Source organism: Bradyrhizobium denitrificans (assembly GCF_013179005.1).
In the GTDB taxonomy this organism is placed as follows: Bacteria; Pseudomonadota; Alphaproteobacteria; order Rhizobiales; family Xanthobacteraceae; genus Bradyrhizobium; species Bradyrhizobium denitrificans.
Window position 1 is genome coordinate 113795 of sequence record NZ_JABFDP010000010.1, and the last position, 23770, is coordinate 137564.

Here is a 23770-nt window from a genome sequence, read left to right on the forward strand (position 1 = left end):
TGCGGTCGGTTCGGTCGGCCGGTGCCGAACGTGGTATGGGCTGCGAAAGTGGCGGGTGATGTGATGCAATTTGCGGTCTCGATCGCGACCTGATGGGAGCCCGAATGGCGCGTTGCCGCGTTGACCGCTGCTGAATTCGGCGATACGCGGCTCGCGACGCCCGGAAGACCAAGCCGCGCGTCCAGATGTCGCGGCCAGACTGGAAAGTGGAAATGCGCAGCTTCGAAGATCGAGTTCTTCTGGTCCTGCTCGTCGCGATCACCCTGACGCTCGGCTGGATCCTGCTGCCGTTCTACGGAGCCGTGCTGTGGGGCCTCGTCGGCGCAGTCGTCTTCGCTCCGCTTCACCGCCGACTGGCGCGATCGATGCACGGCCGAGATGGCCTCGCTGCCGCCGTGGTGGTGCTGCTCGTCGTCCTGATCGTGATCATTCCGCTGTCGCTGATCGGGGCGGCGCTGGCGCAGCAGGCGACCGGTGTCTACGCACAGGCGCAGTCCGGCCAGCTGGATATCGGGCAGTACTTTCAGAAGATGATGGAGGCGCTGCCCACCTGGGTGGTCGACCTGCTCAACAGGTTCGGTCTCGGCAGCCTGGCCGGGCTGAAGGACAGGCTGTCCGCCGTGCTGCTGCGCGGCAGCCAGATGATCGCAGGTCAGGCCCTCAACATCGGCCAGGGAACCTTCGAGTTCTTCGTCAACCTGTTCCTCATGCTGTATCTGCTGTTCTTCCTGCTTCGCGACCAGGACGCATTGTCGGAGCGCATCGCGACCGCCATTCCGCTGCGGACCGAGCAACGCAATGCACTGCTGCACAAGTTCACGGTCGTCATCCGCGCGACCGTGAAGGGCAATCTGGTCGTGGCGCTGGCGCAGGGCGCGCTGGGCGGTCTGATCTTCTGGTTCCTCGGCATCACCGCGCCGCTGCTATGGGCCGTCGTGATGGCGTTCCTCTCACTGCTTCCGGCGGTCGGAGCAGGGCTGGTGTGGTTTCCGGTCGCGCTCTATCTGCTGGCCACCGGAGCGATCTGGCATGGTGTGATCCTGATCGCCTATGGCGCGCTGGTCATTGGCCTCGTCGACAATCTGCTGCGTCCCATCCTCGTCGGCCAGGACACCAAGATGCCTGATTATGTCGTGCTGATCTCGACCCTGGGCGGGATCGAGGCGTTCGGCCTCAACGGCTTCATCATCGGCCCGGCGATGGCGGCGATGTTCATCGCGATCTGGAGCATGTTCTCCGACGCACGACGCGACGGGGCGTTCGTGCAGGAGACCCCGCCCGGGCCGGGATGAAGGCGCGCGGTGCACGATTCGGTGGTCATGGCAAGCCCCAGGGGATCTGGCTGCCTTCCGTCCGGACCGGCCGGGGCAGCGATCGAGCCCGAACGCGCTATCGTTCCTGGCGCGCGCCCCGGAAAGACCCGGAGGAGGCACAGCAACGCCTCATTGACGCAGCAATTCAGGGGGGGATTAACGGAACGTAATCCGCCATCTCCTAGCAATGAGGAGGCTGGCGGGTTACCTTACACAGATCCGCCCTGTGCGCTCTCTTACTCGCTCCTGACGGGCGTAGACGTCCCAGACTCCTCTTCCAGACCGGTTCATCGCCAGGGCGCATGATGAACCATTTGGCTTCGACCACGGTTAGACCAGCGAAGGCGCATGGTTTCGAACTCCTGCAGCCGGTTCGGCGGTGCTCAGGGGGCAATTGGCGCGCGGTCGCGACATGCGCGATCGCCAAGAACACAAGGTGGAGACGACATTGCAATTCGATCAGCCAGTCGCGATGGCGGCTGTGCAGCCCAAGGACTCCGCACCCCCACGTACTGGCCATGACCAAGGCCGCGCGACGGCCGATGCCCGGTACTGGATGCAGATTCTCAGCAACTACCGCACGCCCAGCCGCATGCGCAGCATCGTCGAACTGGTGATCACGGCGGTGCCGCTGGTGGCGTTGTGGACGGCAGCCTGGTTCGCGTTCTCGCTCGGCCATGCCTGGGCGTCGTTGCTGATCGCGATTCCGGCCGGCGGCTTTCTGGTGCGTCTGTTCATGATCCAGCATGATTGCGGCCATGGCACGTTCTTCGCTGGGCGCCAGGCGAACGACTGGGTCGGCCGCGTGCTGGGCGTGCTGACCTTGACGCCGTACGACTGGTGGCGGCGCGCCCATGCGATCCACCACGCCACCAGCGGCAATCTCGACCGCCGCGGCATCGGCGATATCGATACGTTGACGGTGCGCGAATATCAGGCGCTGTCGGCCTTCGCGCGGCTGCGCTACCGGCTTTACCGCCACCCCCTGGTGATGTTCGTGGCCGGGCCCGCTTATTTGTTCTTCCTGCAGCACCGCCTGCCGTTCGGCTTCATGCGCGCCGGCTGGTCGCCCTGGATCAGCACGATGGCCACCAATCTCGGCATCGCCCTGGTCGTCGCCGGACTGATGTGGCTGATCGGCATCCAGGCCTTCCTGGTCGTGCATCTGCCGATCATGCTGCTCGCCGCCATGGCCGGCGTCTGGCTGTTCTATGTCCAGCATCAGTTCGAGCACACCGTCTGGGAGCGGGACGGGCGCTGGACGCAGCAGCAGGCCGCGCTTTACGGCAGCTCGCATTACGATCTGCCGGCCTGGCTGCACTGGCTCACCGCCAATATCGGCATCCACCACGTCCATCATCTGTCGAGCCGGATTCCCTACTACCGGCTGCCGGTCGTGCTGCGCGATCATCCCGAGCTGCGCGAGATCGGCCGCATCACGCTGCCCGAAAGCCTGCGCTGTGTCCGGCTGGTGCTGTGGGACGAAGCGCAAAGCCGCCTGGTATCCTTCCGCGACGCCAGGGCTGCGAGGCGATAAAACCGTACAGCCTCGCCATCGTCGTTCGGGGCAGGGCTATTGCATATGGAGGTCGACGTGTTGCGCCCAGGCGTTTCCACGTCGTCATGGCCGGGCGTGTCCCGGCACCCACCTGGTCCGGCGCCCTCGCGACGATGTGGATGCCCGGCCTTCGCCGCGCCGAAGCGGCTTCGACCATGCAGGCGGGACAAGCGCCGCATGACGGCGCAACTCATTGGCAGGCGTTTCGCGCCACGCTTGCTCCATGCGACAGATGCGACCGCACTTTATTCCGGGCAGGGCCGCAGGCCTTGACGCCGGAATCCGAGATTGTCGCGCGTCCATCGGCGTCGCCGTCATCCGACGCGGCTGCGCAAGAACTCATGACCAAGACATGTAAATTTCGCAGACGCCGCGCAGACGTGCTCCAGCGTTCTTAAGTCATCTCGCTTCGCTCGCGATGACGTGGACTTTGTGCAGTGCTCCGCCTTCGGCAGGTTGTCGGCGAGGTGGCGTAGCTCAAATGGTCGTGAAGCTCCCGCGACGATCAAGTGCTTCTGTCCTGCACATGCCGGAATTTGCTCGGAGGTCAATGGGATCTCCGTCTGCGGCACCGGGGTCTAAGGAGCGCTGCGGGGCGCTGTCGCGCTCTTGCCTTTCGGGCGATTGTCATTCTATTTAAGAACGAAACTGTGTCGTTTTATAATGCGGGCGTGCAGGCAGCTGCGCGGGTTCAAAGGAAATCGATCCATGTCAGTCGGAGAAGACCGGGCCTTCGGCATTGCGCCTTCGAACCCATTCGTCCTCGCGTTCGCCTATCTGCGCGATGCTGCCGAACGCAGCGTGTTGTTCTGGGACGTCATGCGTCAGCGCGCCGACGAACATCGCAAGCGCAGCCTGCAGACGGCGCCGCACGTTCTCGACTACGCGTTCGAGATTCTCCGGGACGGACGCAATTTCGAACGCCCGGTCAATTACGCCCTGCTTCGAATCGTCCCGCCAGCGGGGGAGGAGATCAGCACCACGCGCCGGCCTTTTGTCGTCATCGATCCACGCGCCGGGCACGGTCCGGGGATCGGCGGCTTCAAGGCCGACAGCGAAATCGGCGAGGCCCTGAGGGCAGGGCATCCCTGCTATTTCGTGGGGTTCACGGCCGACCCGATGCCCGGCCAGACCATCGAGGACATCGTTCGGGCCGAAGCAGTCTTCCTGGAGCACGTCATCTCCTTGCATCCCGACGCCGATGGAAAGCCGTGCGTGATCGGCAACTGCCAGGCCGGCTGGGCTGTGATGATCCTGGCGGCGCTTCGGCCCGAGCTCTTCGGGCCGATCATCATCGCGGGCGCCCCATTGTCCTATTGGGCGGGCGTGCGCGGCAGGAATCCGATGCGGTACTCCGCAGGCCTGCTCGGCGGCAGCTGGCTGACCGCTTTCACCAGCGACATGGGGGGCGGCAAGTTCGACGGCAGCTGGCTGGTGCAGAACTTCGAAAACCAGAATCCAGCGAATACGCTCTGGAGCAAACAATACAACGTCTATTCGAAGATCGACACCGAAGCATCGCGCTATCTCGACTTCGAGCGTTGGTGGGGCAGACATGTGAACCTCAACGCCGAAGAAATGCAGTTCATCGTCGACAAGTTGTTCGTCGGCAACAGGCTTGCTGCCGGCCACATCCGGACCTCCGAGGGCAATGCAGTCGATCTGCGCAACATCCGCTCGCCGATCGTTGTCTTCTGTTCGAAAGGCGACAACATCACGCCGCCGCAGCAGGCATTGGGATGGATCCTGGATCTCTACAGCGACGTCGATGAGATCAGATCCTACGGTCAGACCATCGTCTACACGGTCCACGAAACCGTGGGCCATCTCGGAATCTTCGTGTCCAGCGGCGTCGCCAAGAAGGAATACCGCGAGTTCGCCGGAAATATCGACCTGATCGATCTGCTGCCGCCCGGTCTCTACGAGGCGACGTTCGAGCACGCCGACGATGCCGCAGACGCGGCGCTCGTTTGCGGCGACTGGGTCATGCATTGCCGGGAGCGAACGCTCGACGACATCAGGGCCATGGGCGGCAATACGAGCGATGACGAGCGGCGCTTTGCCACCGTCGCCCGTGTGTCGGAGATCAACCTGTCGCTCTATCGGACCTTCGTCCAGCCCGCGATCAGAGCATCGATGACGCCACAGGCCGCCGAGTGGCTTCGCCAGGTTCATCCGCAGCGCATGCAATACGCGCTTTTCAGCAATCTGAATCCGTTGATGAAGCCCATTGCCGAGCTTGCCGAGCAGATTCGAACGCACCGCTCTCCGGTATCTGCCGACAATCCCTTCCTGCTGGCGCAGGAGGCCGTCTCCGGGCAGATCGTGTCCGCGCTCGACGCTTGGCGCGACCACCAGGAGAAGCTCAGTGAATCGATCTTCCTGGCTGTTTACGGTTCACCCGTTCTGCAGGCCGCCGTCGGAATCGATCGCACGGCCGCTTGGTCCAATCGTCCGGAGGAATCGCCGCTGCATCGCGAGCTGCTGCAACTGCGTGCCGCCGAGCTGAGGTCGCACATCTCGAGCGGCGGTCTGCTTGAGGCGGCCATTCGAGGGCTGATCTTCGTCGGGATGGCCCAGGAAGGCATCGACGAGCGCGCTCTCCACGCGCTGCGGCTGATCCGCCCGCGCACGGAAGGTGCGCTGCTGACGCTGGCTCAATTCAAGGCGATGGCGCGCGAACAGTTTGACCTGCTGCTTCTGGATCAGGAAGCGGCGCTTGCCGCAATTCCGGGACTGCTGCCGGCTGATGCCGGCCAGCGGAGCGAGAGCCTTGCGGTCATCCGCGACATCGTCAGCGCAGGCGGTGAGGTGACGCCGGAGGCTGGCAGGCGGCTGGCCCGGGTCCAGCAGCTGTTTGGGGCGGTCGGAACGAATTGAGCAGAGGAAGGAGCGATCCATGTCGGTGGCAGATACCGCGTCCTGGGACGGCAGCAGCCATATCGGCGGAACGTCGACGGCGACGGCCGTGCACGAAGCTGGAGGAAAGCGCCGGATGAGCACGGCCCGCGACGTCATGACCACTGCCGTCGTATCGGTCTTCGCGGACACGCCGGTCCGCGAGATTGCGAGGCTGCTCCTCGGCCAGGGCATCAGCGCGGTGCCCGTGGTCGATGCTGAAGGTTTGCCGCTCGGGATGGTCAGCGAAGGCGACCTGATGGGGCGAAACGATCTGGAGCGGGTGGCGGGCACAGAGTGGTGGCTTCAGCTGCTGGCCGGGCAGGAGGAGGTGCATCGTGATTGGCCGGCCAGCGCGCATGTCCTGGCGAGAACCGCCCGCGATGTCATGTCGGCACCGGTTGTTGCAGTCGGGGAGGATACCAGCGTTCCCGAGATCGCGCGGCTCTTGACGGCCCACCGGATCAAGCGCGTACCGGTCGTCCGCGACGGCCGCATCGTCGGCATTGTCAGTCGCGCCAACCTTCTCGCCGTGCTGTTGTCACAGGAGGAGACCGCGATGTCCCGGCACGAGAACGGGGTGCTATCACGCGCCCTTGCCAGTCTCGACGGGCAGTTTCTGCATCGCCGCCGACCAGCCGAAGCCCCTGAGGCGCGGCGCCCCGTCAGCCGATCGGAGGAGGAGCTCCCGCTGGCGGCGGACTTCCGGGATCTGGTGGACGAATTCGAGCGCCATGAGGGGGAACAGCGCAATGCCCTTCGCGAGGCAGCCGCCGCACAGCGCCGGCAGCAGGTGAAGGACTTGATTGATCGGCATATTTCCGACGACAAATGGCGAACCCTGCTCCACCTCGCGCGCGAAGCAGCGCATCGCGGCGAGAAACAGCTCATGCTGTTGCGTTTTCCGAGCGGGCTCTGCATCGACGGTGGCCGCGCTGTCAACGTTGCCGAGCCGGGCTGGAATGCGACGTTACGCGGCGCAGCAGCAGAGATGTATCTGCGCTGGGAGCGGGATCTGAAACCGCATGGCTTTCGGCTGACTGCGAGCGTGCTCGAATTTCCCGATGGCCTCCCGGGCGACATTGGGCTGTTTCTGATCTGGGGAGACACGCAGGAGTGACCGGACCGGACTCCTAATGGCGGTCATGCGCATCAAAACCCGTACAGTCGCGCCGGATTGTCGACCAGGATCTTCTTGCGGATCGTGGCGTCCGGGGCCCACACCGGCAGCTGGTTCATCAGGCGGCCGTCGTCGATCGCGTAGAACGGCCGGACGTCCGTCACCTTCAATTCGGGATGCGGCGAGGAATCCGGATGCGGCCAATCTGTGCCCCAGACGATGCGGTCGGGGTTGGCTGCGATCAACGCCTGCGCAAACGGGATCACGTCGGCGTAGTCGGGGCCGCGGGTCGAGGCGCGGTAGGCGCCGGAAATCTTGACATAGGCCTTGCCACTGCGGACGAGATCAAGGAGGTCGGCGAAGCCGGTCTGCTCGAGGCCGAGTTCGGCCTGCGCACCGCCAAAATGATCGAACACCGCCGGGACCGGCGACTGCATCACGAGATCCTTGATGGCTGCGATCATTGGCGTGTTGGTGTAGAGCTGGACGTGCCAGCCGCGCGCTTTCATGCGCTCGACCGCGGCCTGGAAGCGGGCGCGTCCGACATTGGGATCGTTGATGCCGCCGGTCGCAAGGTTGAGACGGATGCCGCGGAAGCCGTCCGCGTTCATCGTATCGAGTTGTGCCTCGGTCGTCTTGTCGTCGATCACGGCGACGCCGCGGGCGTCGTTGCCGCGCGCCTTCATGCCGAACAATGTCGCTGAATTGTCCGTGCCGTAGACGCTCGGCGAGACGATGACGACGCGCTGGATGTGCAGAGCCTTGTGCAACGCGGCCATCTCCTCGGGCGACGCCGGCTCCGGCGTGTAGACGCGGGTGGCGGCGAACGGAAATTTTTCGGGATCGCCGTGGATGTGGGTGTGACAATCGCAGGCGCCGGCCGGAACGTCGAAGTCGACGGGTGTCGCGGGTTGCGAAGGCTTGGCGCGGGCTGTGGTGGTCATCGTCACTCCGGCGGCGAGCGAGGCCAGCAGCAGGCTGCGGCGGTTGAGCATGGTGATCCTCCCCGGATGTCGCGCGTGCGTTGCGGGTGACGCGCGTGATGTCGAAGGATGAGCGTGAACCGGCGCGGCGCAGGGGGCAAGAGCGAAGACGCGGGCCGAGAAACTCGGCCCGCTCGCGAATGGCCCTTGATGACGATCGCTACTGCCCCGAGGGCGTGCGCAGGCCGTGCCAGGCGTCACGAACCTGATGGTAGTGAACCTCCGGCAGATAATCGGGCGTGTTCAGGTTGAGATTCTTGACGTCGAGCCGGCCGATCGCGCTCAGCAGCGTGTAGGAGGCGATGACGCGGTCGCGCTGGGCGCCGATCAGGCGCGCCTTGGCCTGGATCAGATCGGCCTGCGAGTTCAGCACATCGACGGTGGTGCGCTGGCCGCCTTGCGCCTCGCGCGAGACGCCCTGCAGCGCGACGGTCGCGGCTTTGACCTCGGCCTCGGAGGCGCTGACCGCAACCTTGGCGCCTTCATTGGCCACCCAGGCGCTGATCACGGCGGTGCGCGCCTGGTTGCGCACCTGGTCGAGGACGAGACGGCTCTGCGCCGCGACCTCCTTGGCCTGGCGGGTCTGCGAGGCGGCCGTGCCGCCATCATAGATCGGTGCGGTGACGTTGCCGAGGATCGAGGCTTGGTCGGTCCCGAACGTGCCGAGCGTCTGGTCCGAATCGCGGCTGCGGCTGACGCTGCCCTGCACGGTCACGCTCGGCAGCAGGGCGCCCTCGGCAACCTTGATGGCCGTCGAAGCCACGTCGACGTCGAAGCTCGCCGCGGCCACGGCCGGGTTCTCTTTGTTGGCCAGGGCGATCGCGTCTTCGCGACTGCGCGGCAGCAGGCGATCGACCGGATCCGCGGCGCGCAATTGGCCGGGCGCCATGCCGATCACTTGCGCGTAAGTCGCCTGGCTGATCGCGAGATTGACCTCGGCGGCGTTGAGATCGGAGAGTCCGCGGGACAGCCGGGCCTCGGCTTGGGATGCATCGGTCGGCGTCACGTCGCCGGCATTGAGACGGCGCTGCGTCACCGCCAGGGTTTCGCGCAGGAATGCGACGTTCGAGCGCTGCGCCTCGACCAGCGACTGGTTCGCCAGCACGTTGGTATAGGCGGTCACGGCATCGAGCAGGATGCCCTGGCCGACATTGCGCAGCGCCTCGCGTCCCGACTGCACCTGGAGCTCGGCCACCCGTACGCTGTTGGCGGTTCTAAACCCGTTGAAGAGGGTCTGTGTGACGGTCAGCCCGATGGTCCAGGGCTTCAGCGTCTGGCTCTGAATCGCGTTGGTCGGAAGCAGATTGCGCACCGCCTGCAGGCCGGCCCCGAGAGTCGCGACAAGCTGGGGGCGGTAACCCGCCAGCGCCTGCGGTACGTTCTCATCGGTTCCGCGCTGCCGGGCGCGCTCGGCATTGAGGGCCGGGTTGGTCTGGTAGGCCTTGGCCAGCGCGGCGGCGAGATCCTCGGCGCGGGACGGCGAGCACAAGGCGACGACGCCCGTCGCGATGGCCAAGCCAATGCCGAACCGCCGCGTCCTCCCGGTGAATTGCTTGCCCCGACCCACCATCTGACACCGCCGCGCCTCATGACCTTAACCGGTTGTTTACCTGTTTAGGGCGGACGGCTGCCACACACAAACCATCGGTGTGGATTCGGGTTGGCTTTTCCATGGTTTGTTGTGGCGGTCTCGCCACAGACCGCCATGCGGGACCACGCAAATACATGCGATCAGGTCAGCCGATAGCGCCATCGCTTCATGCTGTTGTAAGCGAGGCATGATGCGCGGCCAAAACCGCGAGACGCGCCGCACGCGGAGGCTGCGAATCGCACCGGCCTGTCGCGAGCCATTGGCGACTTGCCCGCCTTGTATCTCTCCGCGTCCTCGCAAGGAGACATCGATGTGCGTCGAAAGGTGCTCTGCGGCTGAGGGAGCAGGGGGTGACAACTGATCACATCCCCCGCCGTCCTCAGACCAGCTCGCTCCGCCTCATCACGACGAGGCGGGCGTCTGCAGCGCTGCTCTCAGCGGTTCTTGTTGACCGGCTTGCGCTTCTCGATGAACGCGGCCATGCCTTCGGCGCGATCCTCGAGCGCGAAGGTGGCGTGAAACAGGTTGCGCTCGACATTCATGCCTTCCGAGAGCGGAGTTTCGAAGGCGCGGTTCACGGCTTCCTTGGCCATGGCCGCCGCCGGGCGCGACATCGACGCGATCTTCTCGGCCGCGGCCATCGTCTCTTCCATCAGCCGGTCCGCCGCCACGACGCGGCTGACGAGGCCGGAGCGCTCCGCTTCCGCCGCATCCATCATGCGGCCGGTCAGGCAGAGGTCCATCGCCTTGGCCTTGCCGATGGCGCGCGTCAGGCGCTGGGTACCGCCGATGCCGGGGATGGTGCCGAGCGTGATTTCCGGCTGGCCGAATTTCGCGGTGTCGGCCGCGATGATGAAGTCGCACATCATCGCGAGCTCACAGCCGCCGCCGAGGGCGTAGCCGGCCACCGCCGCGATGGTCGGCTTGCGGCAGCGCGCGACCCGGTCGCCGCCAATCGCGGTGAAGTCGCTCGAGAACATGTCGATGAAGCTCTTGGGCTGCATCTCCTTGATGTCGGCGCCGGCGGCAAAAGCCTTCTCACTGCCGGTGATCACGATGCAGCCGATGGCGTCGTCGGCCTCGAGGTCGTCGACGGCCGCGGCAATCTCGCGGAAAACGCCGAATGACAGCGCATTGAGCATCTTGGGCCGGTTCAAGGTAATGACCCCGACCGCGCCTTTGCCTTCGACGATGATGTGCTCGTAAACGCTCATGATCCTACCCCGCAAATCGAAACAGCGGGCAATGTGCCCGCTGGTGGGTTGCGCATCAAGTAGGAGCAGCGCCGCGCGGCGTCTCAGATCATGAACATCCGCGCCGCCGAGCCCAAGGTGAGCAGGGTGCCACAGGCGATGAAGATCTTGCCGATGATCGAGGCCTTGTCCCAGCCCGAACTGTCGTCATTGCTGACCGTCACGAGGTTCACGGTGACCGGCTCGGCCTGGGCCGGCTCGGCTGATGCCGCGTCGGTAGCCTGCGTCATCGGTGCGGGCGGCGCCTCCGCCTGTGGCGCAGGGGACACCTCCTGCTTGGCCGGCGCGCTCGTGTCAGACCCGACCGGAAGGAACGGGCTGAAAGTCTGAGTTTCGGCCGCGCGCGCCAATCCAGTGCCGGTGAGGCTGAGTACGAGCGCGGCGGCAATGATCAATGCTGAACGTCCACTGGCTTGGATCGTCATCGTCGGCCTTCTCCCCGTCCCGCCAGCCCAGCCGAGAGTGAGACCCCGACAGATGTCGAGAACGGGGCAGAACTTGGGTATCTTCCTGCCGCCCGAGGCAAAAGCAGGGCGAGGCCGCAATCATGCTGGCCCGCCCTCGATGATATGGCCCAGTGCCCGATCCTGCTCCGTGCAATTCGGTGCTATGGAAGCAGGGTTGAGACTTGCGTGCGGCCATGATCTGGGTATGGCGGAACTCGGCTGGTTCCATGGCTGCGCAGGTGATCACGAATTCGTGAATGTCTCGGCGGCGGAGTAACAGCGCGCGACGACGGGCGAATAATCGGGGGTGGAAGCGTCAGGTGCGCGAGCGTGACGACGAGTGGACGGCCTGGATGCGCCAGGCCATCGCCGGAGACGATGAGGTCTATCATCGGTTGCTGAAGGCGATCACGCCGGTGCTGCGCGCAGCTTCACGGCGCGGGCTTTCGCGCGCCGGTCAGCCCGTCGATCAGGCCGAGGACATCGTGCAGGACATTCTGTTGGCGGTTCACCTCAAGCGGCACACCTGGGACGTCGATGCGCCGTTCGCCCCATGGCTGTTCGCGATCGCGCGCAACAAGCTGATCGACGCGCTGCGGCGGCGCGGCCGGCGGGTGTTCGTCGACATCGACGATTTCAGCGAGACGCTGGCCGACACGCCGCCCGCGCCGACCGTCTCTGCCGGCGAGGTCGAGGCGCAATTGAAGACGCTGCCGCAGCGTCAACGCGACGTGCTGCAGTCGATCGCCGTGGAGGCGAGTTCGATCAAGCAGACGGCGGAAAAATTTTCGATGACCGAGGGCGCGGTGCGCGTGGCGCTGCATCGCGCGCTCGCCAGCCTCACGGCCAAGCTACGGGACAATTGAGCCATGGACACCGATCAGCTTATCCGCTCGCTCGCGGCCGACAATGCCCAACGGGCGCAGCCCGTGGGCATCGTGCTGGCGCTGGCGCTGATGGCGGCGACGCCGGTCTCGACCGCGATGCTGCTCATCGGCCTCGGCATCCGGCCCGACATCTGGCTCGCGGTGCGCAATCCGTTCTTCGATCTCAAATTCGTGGTGACCACCGCGCTGGCTATTCCGGCGCTTATCATCAGCCTGCATCTGTCGCGGCCCGAAGCGTCGCTCCATGGCTGGAGCTGGCTCCTGATCGCGCCGGTCCTGGTCCTCGTCGGCGGCATCGTGGCGGAGATGATGGTGCCGCAGCGCGCGCCGATGATGGCGCGGCTGGTCGGCCATAACTCGATGCTGTGCGTCAGCGCGATTCCCGTCTTGTCGCTGCCGCTGCTGGCGGCCGCGCTGTTCGGGCTGCGCCATGGCGCACCGTCGCGCCCGGCGTTGGCCGGTGCGATCGCCGGCCTGGTTTCGGCGGGACTGGCCGCGACGCTCTATGCCGCGCACTGCACCGACGATTCGCCGCTGTTTGTCGCCACCTGGTACACGATCGCGGCGCTGGTCGTGGCCGGCCTCGGCGCCGGGATCGGTGCGCGGGTGCTGCGTTATTGATGCACGAGAGCTAGATCATGATGCGTTTCCACGGAAACGCATCATGATCTTTCCTCTTTGTTTGAGCATGATCTTTTCGGAAAACCGGTTTCCACTTGTCCGGATCATGCTCTTGAGCGATCAGGCCTGTGCAGGCGTTGCGGCATCCTGAACCCGATGGAAGCGCAGCACCTGTTGTGCCGTCGACGGCCTGAGGCGCTCGTAAGTGGCCTTGCTGGCGACGAGGTCAGTTGGTCCTGTGCCGGCGAGCTCATCCCGCATCAGGATGATCGACTTGACCGTCGGCCAAGACAGGCCTGCCACCTTGGCGAGGATCATCACGCCTTCGGCGCGGCTCTCCACCATGATGCTTTCGGCGACCGCGACCGGGACGTTGGCCATCGCTGCGACCGCGGCATTGGCCTCGTCGAACTTCCGGCTTTCGGTGAACTGGGCGACGAGCTGATCGTCCAGCCGGCCATCGGCGTGCAGCGACCGGATCAGCCGATGTGCAATTTCCGTCTGGCTGGTCAACGCCACCGTCGCCGAGCGGGCACGGCGGCCCGCGGTCCTCACCGCCTGGGAGACTTCCTGCGCCAGTTTGGGGTTCGCCGTTTCCAAACGCGCGCGGACCGCCGCGGAAGCCTTGGCCACAAGCTTCAGAAAGAGGTGGCGCGGCAGATCAGGCCGCAACGCGAGACATGCAGCCAGATCGCCATCCTGTGCGGCGCGATCCAGGAGCGCGTCGACGCTGCGTTCCGACAGATCGGCGCCGGGATTGCTGACGGTGCTGTGGACGACCTCGTCATTGCCGCGCCGGAGCAGGATGTCGGTCACGGCGCGGCTCAGCACCCGGCGGATGGAAATCGCGAGCAGATGCGCCTGGCTCTTGGTCTGGGCGGTCCTGATCAGCGCGGCCTCATCGAGCCGTTCCGATTTCGATAGTATCGGACCGGCGACCTCGATGGCATCGTCATCGGCCAGCCGGGCGAGCGTTTTCGGCGGTGCGCAGTCGATCGGTGCCAGCCGGCTGGCGAGCAGGGCGCGCGCCGATGTTTCGATATGCGCGATCAGGCATTCGAAGACGTCGTCGAACAGCGCGACCTGGTCGTCGGCGAAGTCTGGTGCGCCGTCGATGAACAGGTCGGTGACCTTGCGCAGGGTCTCGACACGACGCGCGACGGTGCCGTTCGCGAGCGTGTCCTGCAGCTCGTCCAGCAGGCTCTCATTGGGCGCTGGCTTGCCACTCATCCCGGCGCGCTCCCGTCAGGCGCGGGTGACGCGATTGCGTCCCTGGGCCTTCGATGCGTAGAGCGCACGATCGGCGCGGGACAACAGCGACTCGGTGGTCTCGTCGCCGCGCGAGGTCGCAACGCCGGCCGAGAATGTCACCTGCAGGCCGGCCGAGAATGCGCTCCAGTCGAGATCGGCGATGATCTGGCGCAGGCGCTCGGCGAGCCGGCAGGCCGGGTCTAATGGTGCGCCGGGCAGGACAAGCAGGAACTCCTCGCCGCCATAGCGGCCGAACCGATCGCTGCTGCGGATATTGGCGAACATCGTGATGGCAAAGGTGCGCAGCACGTCGTCGCCGGTCGGATGGCCGTGCTCGTCATTGATGCGCTTGAACCAATCGAGGTCGATCAGCATCACCGAGCATGGCTTGCCGGTCTGCCGCGACCGCGTCAGCTCCTCCTCGAGCACATGCATGATGGATCGCCGGTTGAGCGCGCCGGTGAGCTCATCGAGCTCGGCAAGCTCCTCGATCCGGCGATACGCCTCTTTCAGCTTCAGGCCGCGCTGATACAAGGACTCGCGCAGCGAACTCGAGAAGATGCCGAGGAACATGCAGCCGGCGATCGTCAGCACGAACACCAGCAGCGTGGCGAGCCGCTCCAGCGCACCGCCAGTGGGCATGCCGAGCGGCTTGTCGGTCAGCAGGAACAGTCCGGCGAGGCCGAGCGCCAGGAAGGTCCAGCAGATCGCGGTCTGGCGCGGCGTCGCCCGGAGCGAGCTGAAGCCGACGACGAGGTAGAGCGTGCACAGGAACACGATGCTGACCTCGGGTGCGACGTAGCAGAAGGCCACCGTGAACATCATGCTCACGATCGACTGCGGAACGACCAAATAGTGGTCCCTGAAGCGCTCGTTGAAGCCGCTCTCCGACAACAAGGTCCACAGCGCGACGGTGGCTAGTCCGATGGCTGCGTAGACCGGCGCGATCGAGGCCGGCACGGTGCCGGCCTGCGCGTAGATCAGGAGGATGACGGCATCGATCAGGTAGCAGCCCGCGATCATGGCATAGATCTGCCGCCGCTGGCCGACGCGGCGAGCGCGAACGTCGCGAGACGGCGGCGGCTTGACGCCGCGCGTGTCGGCAACGATCGAAGGTGAAAGAGGCGGTGCCGTCGTGCCCATGTGCTCGCAATTCGTCGTCGCTGGCTGAAAATCTACGTGGGAAAGCCTTTAACTTTGGTATCTATGCACGTGTGGTGATGCGGTGGCGACGAACCGCCGCCGCGCGCCGCGACCGCAAAATCACGGGCTTTTCGTCGTGTGAGCCTCAGCGAACCCGGTGTCGGTCAGGAGCTGTCGACATCGACGCTTGATCGGCACTTGGAGCCGGAGGCCGGAAGGTAGCGGAGGGGTATGAGCGACGATGGGTCTGAACAGGGGATGCGAGAACGCGCCGGCCGGGGTGCGCCGGGAGACCGCATGTCGGACGGCGGAACTGTGCGCCAGCTCACAGTCAGGGACGTATGTTTCCGGTATTTTGAAGAATTTTGCGGTTGAATTCGAACCGCGTCCTCATTCCTCCAGACCAACCTTGCGAGACGGCCATTGAGCGTGACAGCGGCGGCGTCGGATGAAGCCCTGATGGCCAGGATCGCCCAAGGCGATCGGCTCGCCATGCAGGTGCTGTATGGCCGGCACCATGTCAGGGTGTACCGTTTCGGGCTCCGGCTCGTACGGGACGAACAGGTGGCGGAAGACCTCATCAGCGAGGTCTTCCTGGATGTGTGGCGTCAGGCCGGCAAGTTCGAGGGCCGTTCTGCCGTCTCGACATGGCTGCTGGCGATCACGAGATTCAAGGCGCTGTCGGCACTTCGGCGCCGCAAGGACGTTGAGCTGGAAGACGAGGCCGCGAACGCGATCGAGGATACGTCCGATGATCCGGAAATCGCGGTCCAGAAGAAGAATACCGGGGAAGCCCTGCGCAAGTGCCTGACCGCGCTTTCGCCTGACCACCGGGAGATCGTCGATCTCGTCTACTACCACGAGAAGTCCGTGGAGGAGGTGGCCGAGATCGTCGGAATTCCGGAGAATACCGTCAAGACGCGCCTGTTCTATGCGCGCAAGAAATTGGCCGAACTCCTGAAGGCGGCCGGCATTGAGCGAGGCTGGCCATGATGGCTTTGAGCAACAAGATGCTGGACCACGAGCCCAGTGAAATCGAACTGCTGCTGCCCTGGTATGCCGCCGGCACGCTGAACGCGCGCGACATGCGCCGGGTCGAGGAGGCGCTCGCCAGCGATCCCGATCTCGCGCGTCAATATGCCGAGATCCAGGGCGAATATGCCGAGACCATTGCCCTCAATGAAACCCTCGGGGCGCCGTCGATGCGGGCGATGCAGAAGCTGTTCGCCGCGATCGATGCGGATCCGACGCAGAAGCCGGCCGTCGCGCCCGGCATCGGCGCCCGTCTTCTGGCGTTCTTCGAGAGCCTTTCGCCGCGCACATTGGCCTGGACGGTCAGCCTCGGCGGTTTGCTGGTGCTGATCCAGGCCGGGGTCATCGGCGCGGTGCTGATGCGGTCGCAGGTCGCGAGCTTTGAGACGGCCTCGCTCAGCCAGGACAAGCTCGTCGCCAATGAGCCCATGAGCAAGTCAGCTCCCGCCCTGCCAGGTGCCAGCGCGCCTGCCCCAAGGATGGCCGCGCCGCCGCCGAGCCCCGCCGCACCAGCTGCGGCCGACCGGGCCGAGAGCATGGCCCGCTCGCGGGTGGCCGAGGCGCCGGCGCCGGCGGCTCCGCTGATCCGCGGCCTCGGACCACAGGTGGCTGCATCGGCGGCGCCCGCCTATGCGCTGGTTCGGTTCGCGCCGGATGCGCGGATGGCCGACATCACGGCGCTGCTCGATTCCTACCAGGGAACGATCGTCGAGAGCGCAAGAGGCGGGACCTTCAAGCTGCAGCTCGGCGACCGACCGTTGTCCAAGGCCGAAGCGGACGGCCTCATCGGTCGGCTGGCGCGGGAGAAGATCGTCAGCCTTGCGGTGGCCGCTCAATAGGCCGGCTCAATAGGTCGGGGCGAGACGTTGCGGCATCGGCCGAGGGCCGCAAACAGATCGTCAACGTTTTCGTGAACGTTCGGGAATTTTCCGCCTCGCTTTGAACGTGCCCGGCGGCGCCCTCGACAGAACGAATGTGGGAGCGGTGATCCCTCTCCCCAAAGCTATATAAGGCGCGAGCGCCCATCCACCCCAAGCGCCCATATGGCTCGAGCCGTCCGGTTGTCCCCCCGGACGGCTCTTTCATTTGCCCCCGACGGCTTGAGTCTGAGCTCGTCCGATGTGCCGGGGTGTAGCGGTCTCAAGCGCGGTGCTCACCGTGCAGGACAATCCGGACGCGCCTTGATCTCGGAGAGCAGGCGTCTGCTGAAATCCGGCTCAGAGAATGGCTCCATGCCGGCTCCGGGGGTGAAGGTGAATTCGCCAAAGAACACTTGTCCTGCCTTTTCATAGAGATCGACTCTGACAAAATCGAATGGTCGGGACAGGTCCTGTGCGGCGTGACAAAGCGCCTCAAACTGTTTGGGTCTGACCCATGTTGTCGTCGGCTTGAAAGCGCCCAAGGTCAGGTTGAGCGGCTCGAAGTCGGGAGGTGAGAGCAGAATGCGCTCGTGCTCGATAAATCGATTGGCGTCGACCTGAACGAAGAGAATGCGTCCAAAGCTACAGAAGAATTTGAAATCGCGCAGGTCCGAACCGTGTTCGGCGATGTTTTCTTCAATGATGATTTTGCGTTCCAGCGGCGCGTACTGACTTTCGCGAAAACTGTAGAAATAATTGTAGCGCCCGGCGCGATAGAGCTTCGTGAGATCGGGGCGGGCGTCCAGGAATTCCGTCGCTGCTGAACCGTGTGTCGGTTTGGCGACGAAATGCCGTCCCAGATACGGTCCCATGGCCTCCGTAAAGCGATCGATGCTCATGCCTCGGATCGGGATGACCGCGACCGTTTCGGCAGCCTTGATTGCGGGATGGAGCTTGCTCGCTTCAAGTTTTGCAAACTCCTTGTCGACGCATCGAAGCTGTGTGCTGCTCCAGCTGCCGCGGCTCATCCGATCGACCAGGAAATCATGATAGTCCGCCTCCGGATCCTGCGGCGGCCTTGGCCGCCGGCCGAACACGCGGTTGAAATGTCGGGCAATGAAGATCGCGTTGATCGGGGCGACGTTGGGCGCCAAGCGGCTGGCGTAATGTTCAATTCGTGACATGGCGCAATTCCGGTTCAAGGAGCCTGTGCTCCTTGCCAACATCGCCAGGACCGACCTTTGGGGTCTCGGGGTCAAAGGCCTGGGTAGTCGCTCCAAAAGGTTTGACGCTCAAACGCAACGATGAACTGCGCGCAGCCAGCTGCTTTCGACACTGGGGAGTGATTGATCACGGAGCTCGCATCGGGCGGCCGAGTTCGGGGCAATTCGAGTGGCGCGATGCTGTCGCAGCATGCGGAATGATGAAAAGGGCAATGGTCGAGATGGGGGACGCGAGAATCAGATGAGAGCCGGTGTCGGCTGTCACGCTCAAATTGTATCGATGCAGATTGAGAGTGGAAAAAGAGCCCGTAAAGTCCGCGAAACTACGGGCGGCCGCCGAAAGAAGATGGCGTCATCTAGACTTTGTTAACCTTTTCCACAAAATATTCACGTCACGTTGCGTTGATTCGTGCCGAGTGCGTCCGTCCCTTCTTCTTGCGGGCTCCCCTATGACACATCGACTGGACGTGGCTTGCAGCCGCGAACTGGCTGAGCGCTGGTGCGCGCTTGCCGAACGGCGGCTCGATCACCTCACCGAACTCTACGAGAGCGGCCGTTGGCGGCGCTATTACACCGAGCAATCCCTGTTCGACGATCTCCGCAATGCCAAGGCGGCGGTGTTGGCTTGGCGGTCGCTGTCTGAAGCCCCGTTGCCGGCTGCGAGAGCCCGGCCGGTGCTGGAGCCGCTGTCCGTCGCGCCGCGCGCGCCGACATCCTGGCTGCCGCCTGCGGCCGTCCAGGCGAAACCGATCGAGTTGCCGCGCTCGCTGGAGACCGTTCTTGCCGAATCCGAGATCATCGTGCCGATCGAGGACGACGTGGCCGAGGACGGTCTCGACGCTGGCCTGCCTGCGGAGGACGATTTCGAGGTCGAGCTGACCCTGGCGGCGCCGCGCATCGACATGGCCGCCCTCGCGGAGGCCCTGAGCGTCGGTATCGGACCCGATGCTGATGACGATGCGCCGCTGGTCGAACTTGACGCCATCGAACGCCGCTATCCGGCGCTGGCGGTCGCGTACTGACACGCGCCGCGTTCGCCCGAATGACGCGCAAGGCGTGTCAGCTGCGTTGCACCGCGTTTGCGGTGACCACGAGCTGGCTGAATTGCTGCGTGCCGGCCTGCGTCAGATCCGCGGTCACCGGCTTGATGTGATCCAGCCCGATCACGGCGCCACGCGGCGTGCCCGAGATCATGTTGTTGCTGATGAGAGCCGTGCCGGCGCCGCGGACGACGGACACGCCGACGCCGGCCAGCGCGTTGCGGATCACGTTGCCGGAGATGACGACGTCCCTGAGATAGCGGCCCCAGCCGGCGACGATGCCGTAGGAGGGGGCGTTTTCCACGACGTTGCCGGTCACCGAGGAATCCGCCTCGACATAGATGCCGATGCCGGCGTCGTCGTCGGGCGCGGTGCCGATCGGGCGCTTCGGGATCAGGTTGCGGATGATGTTGCCCTGGACGACGGCGATGCGGCCGCCTTCGTTGAAGTTGCAGACGGAGACGCCGAAGGCGGCGCCATCCACCGTGTTGCCTGATATCACCGCGCCCTCGAACGCGAACTCCGAATAGAGCGCGACCTCGCGCATATCGGTCACGCTGTTGCCGACGATCTGGATGTTCGAGGCCGAGTTGCCGCGTACGGCCGAATAGTCGCAGTTCTTGATACGATTGCCGCGGATGATCACGTTGCCGGCGCGAAAGGCGTTGATGGCGTTGCCATACTGGCCGGAGCCGCCGGGGCCGGCCTTGATGTCCTCGATGACGTTGTCGAGCACCATCGTGCCATCGTCGCCGATCGCCGTGCGCAGGATCTCGATGCCGTTGTCGCGCGTGCCCTTGATGGTGTTGCGCGACACGATCAGCCCGAGCGCGTCGAATGACACGATCGCGGTGACCGCGATGTCGGTGAGGAGGTTGCCGCTGACATCGCCGGAGACCTGCTCGAGCCAGATGCCGCTGCCGCCGGAGCGGGCGATCTCGCAATCGATGACTCGGATATCGCGGGCGGCTGCAAGATGCAGCAGACCGCGGCGCTGGGGCAGGGCGATGCTGCCACCGTCGAGCGAGATGCCGTCGATGCCGGCGCCATCAGCGCCTTCGCCTGAGAGCAGCGACGGGCCGCCGCCGGTGAAGACGAGCTTCGTCGCGCCGCGGACGCCGACCAGCTGGGTGCCCCTGGCGAGTCGCAGCATTGAGCTTCTGTAGGTGCCGGGGGGCAGCGCCAGCGGTGCCTGGACCCGTGCCGCCTCGTCGATCGCGCGCTGCAGCGCGCGGGTCTGGTCGTCGGGACTGTTGGGCTTCACGCCATATTGCGTGGCATCGCGGCCGAGCGTGGAGATCAGCGGTGTGGCCTGCGCGGCATCGACCGGCAAGGCCAAAGCCCCGGCGGCGCCGGCGGCCGATCCGGCCAGAATGCGGCGGCGATTGACATCCATGGTCAGCGTCTCGCGCAAAAGATGATGGGCTGCCACGACTTAAGCCGAAAGCCTGAAAGCGGATGCTGAGGATCAGCGCCGGCGCCTGGGATTGTTGCCGGTAGGGTTAAAGCTTCACATCAGGCCGTCGTGGGCGTTTGGCCTATGCGCGGCGCGCGTGAGCCGAGCGAGCGGCTGTCATCGGACTGCGGACAGATGCCCCAAGCAGCTATTTGCCCGGACCACGTCCTCCTGACGGGAACCATCGGGACTCGCCGCGCTTGTTCCAGCTGGGATCAAGGAGGAGAGGGTCATGCATTTGTCCAATGAGAGTCTGCTGGTTATTCTGTTCGTCGGTATCGTGGCCGGGTGGCTCGCGGGCCGCGTCATGGAAGGTGGCGGCTTCGGCCTGATCGGCGATCTGATCGTCGGCCTCGTCGGCGCGTTCATCGGCAACTGGCTGCTGCCGCAGCTCGGTATTCATCTGGGTGTCGGACTGGTCGCCGCGATCATCAACGCCTTCATCGGCGCGGTGGTCCTGCTGCTCGTGCTGCGCCTGATCGGTGGCGGATTTGGCCGCCGGCGCCGCTGGAGCGCGTGATCTCCAACAAACGACGTCAGCTCGCGCGGCTGGATGCCTGTCGCGCGAGCTTGACCAATTCCATCAGCATGGCTTCGCCGGCATCGACCAGCGCCTCCAAGGTGATGCGCGGGCTGCCCTGCGGCAGCGCCGTCCCAGCGCGTGGCAGCGGCGGAATGTGGATGAACGCCGCGATGCGCGGACCATCGGCGGTCTTCGTTGCCTCGATCGCGCGCCAGCTCAGATAGTTGCAGAGATAGCTGCCGGCATCGCGCGAGGCCCGCGCATCGATGCCGGTGGCGCGCGCCGCGCGCAGCAGTCGGCCCATGTGCGGGCCGAACGGCATCGGATGCGCGCCCGGCACGATGACGCCCTTGCGGGCGATCTGGCGATCGGCATCGGGGAAGGTGGTCGTTACGGCGTTGCGGGCGCGGGTCTCGATGCGGAGATACGATGTCCGACCGGCGAGACCGAACATCAGCAGCGCATGCGGACGGCGCTCGGCGATCAGGGCCGGCAGTTCGCGATCGACGGTGCTGTAGGTGACGTGAAAGATGTGGCTGCTGATCTCGACATCGTCCAGCGCCGGCCGGCGCAGCGCCGACAGCCGCTGCACCAGCGGCATCGTCGGATTGGATGGCGCGCCGGGAAACGGGCCGAAGCCTGTCAGCAGGATGCGAAGCGGCTCGCTCATGTCAGCAGCTCCGCCAACTGCTCGGCGGCGAGCGCCGGTGCCACGCGGCCCTCGGCAACGTCGGTCTCGAGCTTCTTCACCTTTGTGCGGATCGACGGATCGGTGCGCAGCCGCGCCATCAGCCGCTGCTCCAGCATGGTCCACATCCACTTCACCTGCTGGTCGCGCCGGCGCGCGGCGAACTCGCCGGAGGCGATCATGGCCTTGCGATGATCGAGCACCTTCTGCCACAGCTCGGCGATGCCGGTGCCGGTCATCGCCGAATAGGTCACGACCGGCGGATGCCAGTGCTCGGAGCGGGGGGCCAGGAGATGCAGCGCGCCGCGATAGTCGGCCGCGGTGATGTTGGCGCGCTTGAGATTGTCGCCGTCGGCCTTGTTGATCGCGATCATGTCGGCGAGCTCGACCAGGCCCTTCTTGATGCCCTGGAGCTCGTCGCCGCCGCCGGGCAGCATCAGTGCGAGGAAGAAGTCGGTCATGTCGCAGACCGCGGTCTCGGACTGGCCGATGCCGACGGTCTCCACCAGGATCACGTCGAAGCCCGCGGCCTCGCACAGCAGCATCGCCTCGCGCGTCTTGGCGGCGACGCCGCCGAGCGTGCCCGATGAGGGCGACGGGCGGATGAAGGCGTGTTCATCGTGAGAGAGCCGCGCCATCCGCGTCTTGTCGCCGAGGATGGACCCGCCGGTGCGCGCCGAGGACGGATCGACCGCGAGCACCGCGACCTTGTGGCCCTGCGCGATCAGGTGCATGCCGAGCGCATCGATCGTGGTCGACTTGCCGACGCCGGGCGAGCCGGTGATGCCGACGCGGATAGCGTGCCCGGTCTGCGGCAGCACCGCCTGCACCAGTTCGCGCGCCGCGGCCTGGTGGTCGGCGCGGCGGCTCTCCACCAGCGTGATCGCGCGCGCCAGCGCCGCGCGGCTGCCGGCGCGGAGATCGTCGGCCAAGACCGTCGTGTTTGGCTGAGCGGGGGAGCGGGAGGACATGCGCCCGTTATAGCGGATGCGCGCGGCCGGGCCAGCTAGTTGTCTTCCGCGTCCCCCTTCGGCCTGACGCCGCCGAAGATCGCCTGGCCCTCGGGGCTGAGATAGGGCTTCAGCGTTTCCCAGGGCACGAAGGCGACATACTGGCCTTCGGCATAGGGGCCGACCGCATAGGGCGGATAGTGGAAGGTGAGGCCGGAGCTCTTGCCGGTCTCCGTCGACGGCGCGAGCGTGACGGCGCCGATCTTCAAGAGCGCCGGCTCCAATCCCTTGAACCATTCGGCCGTGGCCGTCTCTCCGGCATCCCGCTTTGTCTTCTCAGCTTTCAGCGAGGTGATCACCGCCGCCAGCATCGCCTTCATCGTGGCACCATTGTCGGCGGTCTCGGTGAAGAAGGGGCGGATGCTGATCGGCTTGGCTGCAGACTTGTCCCACAGGATGGTGTTGACGTCGCTGTTGGGATGCGCGCCGCCCGTGTCCATGTAGTCGTCCCTGACGACGCTGACATAGCGATCGGCGACGACGGAGCGCAGCGAATATCTGCGCTCGAACGACCATTTGCGGTCGCGGAACAATTGCGGGTCCGCCTTGCGCTCCTTGGCGGCATCGGCGGCGTTCCTGTCGATCCATTTCTTGCCCTCAGCGAGGCAATAGGCGGCGAGCGGTCCGTCGGCCTTGATGGGCGCATCGAGCGTCACATTGGCCTCGACCGCCTTGGTGTTGATGGTGGCGTCCGGCTTGCGGTCGGCAGCGAGGGCAGGGGAAACGGCGAGCAGGCCGAGGAGCGCAGCAATGCAGATCGAGGTCCGCGTCATGGCAATCGATTTATCCAATGGGTGAAGATGCGTATCGCGGGGAGGCGCCGAGGTTCATGCCAACGCATTAACGCGCGATCTGGCGACCGCGCGCCTACCCA

At 65.3% G+C, this 23770-nt stretch carries 21 protein-coding genes; 10 read left to right on the forward strand and 11 right to left on the reverse strand.

Features of this window, described 5'->3' with window-relative positions:
* The first annotated feature begins 212 nt into the window (after positions 1-212).
* From HL671_RS12735 to HL671_RS12750, 4 genes are all read left to right on the forward strand, one after another.
* Positions 213-1292, forward strand: a complete 1080-nt coding sequence (locus tag HL671_RS12735) for an AI-2E family transporter (RefSeq protein WP_012043141.1) — start codon at positions 213-215, stop codon at positions 1290-1292.
* Between the two features lie 577 nt (positions 1293-1869).
* Entirely contained in the window at positions 1870-2850 is a 981-nt protein-coding gene (locus tag HL671_RS12740; RefSeq protein WP_049795358.1) for a fatty acid desaturase, read from the forward strand.
* A gap of 729 nt (positions 2851-3579) precedes the next feature.
* Positions 3580-5751 (forward strand): DUF3141 domain-containing protein, encoded by a 2172-nt coding sequence (locus HL671_RS12745; protein ID WP_172236637.1) that lies wholly within the window; start codon positions 3580-3582, stop codon positions 5749-5751.
* Between the two features lie 19 nt (positions 5752-5770).
* Entirely contained in the window at positions 5771-6889 is a 1119-nt protein-coding gene (locus HL671_RS12750; protein ID WP_049795359.1) for a CBS domain-containing protein, read from the forward strand.
* Positions 6890-6921: 32 nt separating this feature from the next.
* Here HL671_RS12750 and HL671_RS12755 read toward each other — a convergent pair whose 3' ends face one another.
* The 4 genes from HL671_RS12755 to HL671_RS12770 form a co-directional block, all read right to left on the reverse strand.
* Complete coding sequence (locus tag HL671_RS12755) at positions 6922-7884, reverse strand: amidohydrolase family protein (RefSeq protein ID WP_172236583.1); 963 nt, start codon at positions 7882-7884, stop codon at positions 6922-6924.
* A gap of 148 nt (positions 7885-8032) precedes the next feature.
* Positions 8033-9442 (reverse strand): TolC family outer membrane protein, encoded by a 1410-nt coding sequence (locus HL671_RS12760; RefSeq protein ID WP_172236584.1) that lies wholly within the window; start codon positions 9440-9442, stop codon positions 8033-8035.
* 455 nt (positions 9443-9897) lie between these two features.
* Positions 9898-10677 (reverse strand): enoyl-CoA hydratase, encoded by a 780-nt coding sequence (locus tag HL671_RS12765; RefSeq protein WP_012043147.1) that lies wholly within the window; start codon positions 10675-10677, stop codon positions 9898-9900.
* 83 nt (positions 10678-10760) lie between these two features.
* Entirely contained in the window at positions 10761-11141 is a 381-nt protein-coding gene (locus HL671_RS12770) for a hypothetical protein (RefSeq protein WP_012043148.1), read from the reverse strand.
* Positions 11142-11482: 341 nt separating this feature from the next.
* Here HL671_RS12770 and HL671_RS12775 point away from each other — a divergent pair, with 341 nt between their 5' ends.
* Positions 11483-12028 carry a sigma-70 family RNA polymerase sigma factor gene (locus HL671_RS12775; RefSeq protein WP_172236585.1) on the forward strand — a complete coding sequence of 182 codons (546 nt, stop codon included), beginning with the start codon at positions 11483-11485 and terminating at the stop codon, positions 12026-12028.
* A 3-nt stretch (positions 12029-12031) separates the two neighbouring features.
* Entirely contained in the window at positions 12032-12670 is a 639-nt protein-coding gene (locus tag HL671_RS12780) for an NrsF family protein (RefSeq protein WP_012043150.1), read from the forward strand.
* 120 nt (positions 12671-12790) lie between these two features.
* Here the strand turns inward: HL671_RS12780 and HL671_RS12785 are convergent, their stop codons facing one another.
* On the reverse strand, positions 12791-13900 hold the full coding sequence (locus HL671_RS12785; protein WP_012043151.1) for a DUF2336 domain-containing protein: 1110 nt from the start codon (positions 13898-13900) through the stop codon (positions 12791-12793).
* Positions 13901-13915: 15 nt separating this feature from the next.
* The gene (locus tag HL671_RS12790) at positions 13916-15064 is read right to left on the reverse strand and encodes a sensor domain-containing diguanylate cyclase (protein ID WP_012043152.1); all 1149 of its coding nucleotides are present in this window, start codon (positions 15062-15064) and stop codon (positions 13916-13918) included.
* Between the two features lie 423 nt (positions 15065-15487).
* On the opposite strand from HL671_RS12790, the gene HL671_RS12795 reads away from it, so the two are divergent.
* Together HL671_RS12795 and HL671_RS12800 are read left to right on the forward strand one after the other, a co-directional pair.
* Positions 15488-16057 (forward strand): sigma-70 family RNA polymerase sigma factor, encoded by a 570-nt coding sequence (locus HL671_RS12795; RefSeq protein ID WP_012043153.1) that lies wholly within the window; start codon positions 15488-15490, stop codon positions 16055-16057.
* Positions 16054-16935 (forward strand): zf-HC2 domain-containing protein, encoded by an 882-nt coding sequence (locus HL671_RS12800; RefSeq protein ID WP_172236586.1) that lies wholly within the window; start codon positions 16054-16056, stop codon positions 16933-16935. The genes HL671_RS12795 and HL671_RS12800 overlap by 4 nt, the downstream gene beginning before the upstream one ends.
* A gap of 314 nt (positions 16936-17249) precedes the next feature.
* Here the strand turns inward: HL671_RS12800 and HL671_RS12805 are convergent, their stop codons facing one another.
* Positions 17250-18140 (reverse strand): ATP-grasp fold amidoligase family protein, encoded by an 891-nt coding sequence (locus HL671_RS12805; protein ID WP_172236587.1) that lies wholly within the window; start codon positions 18138-18140, stop codon positions 17250-17252.
* A gap of 488 nt (positions 18141-18628) precedes the next feature.
* Here HL671_RS12805 and HL671_RS12810 point away from each other — a divergent pair, with 488 nt between their 5' ends.
* Positions 18629-19201: a TIGR03809 family protein gene (locus HL671_RS12810; protein WP_210263871.1), complete on the forward strand. Its 573-nt coding sequence runs from the start codon at positions 18629-18631 to the stop codon at positions 19199-19201.
* Positions 19202-19238: 37 nt separating this feature from the next.
* Here HL671_RS12810 and HL671_RS12815 read toward each other — a convergent pair whose 3' ends face one another.
* Complete coding sequence (locus HL671_RS12815; RefSeq protein ID WP_172236588.1) at positions 19239-20615, reverse strand: TIGR03808 family TAT-translocated repetitive protein; 1377 nt, start codon at positions 20613-20615, stop codon at positions 19239-19241.
* A 292-nt stretch (positions 20616-20907) separates the two neighbouring features.
* On the opposite strand from HL671_RS12815, the gene HL671_RS12820 reads away from it, so the two are divergent.
* Entirely contained in the window at positions 20908-21195 is a 288-nt protein-coding gene (locus tag HL671_RS12820) for a GlsB/YeaQ/YmgE family stress response membrane protein (protein WP_012043158.1), read from the forward strand.
* A gap of 16 nt (positions 21196-21211) precedes the next feature.
* On the opposite strand, the gene HL671_RS12825 is transcribed toward HL671_RS12820, so the two are convergent.
* The 3 genes from HL671_RS12825 to HL671_RS12835 are packed head-to-tail and all read right to left on the reverse strand — an operon-like array spanning position 21212 to position 23669.
* A complete protein-coding gene (locus HL671_RS12825) occupies positions 21212-21868 on the reverse strand; it encodes a pyroglutamyl-peptidase I (protein WP_172236589.1) in 657 nt (218 codons plus the stop codon).
* Positions 21865-22857 (reverse strand): methylmalonyl Co-A mutase-associated GTPase MeaB, encoded by a 993-nt coding sequence (gene meaB, locus HL671_RS12830; RefSeq protein ID WP_012043160.1) that lies wholly within the window; start codon positions 22855-22857, stop codon positions 21865-21867. The genes HL671_RS12825 and meaB overlap by 4 nt, the downstream gene beginning before the upstream one ends.
* A gap of 35 nt (positions 22858-22892) precedes the next feature.
* Complete coding sequence (locus HL671_RS12835) at positions 22893-23669, reverse strand: DUF3298 and DUF4163 domain-containing protein (RefSeq protein WP_012043161.1); 777 nt, start codon at positions 23667-23669, stop codon at positions 22893-22895.
* Positions 23670-23770: the final 101 nt, after the last annotated feature.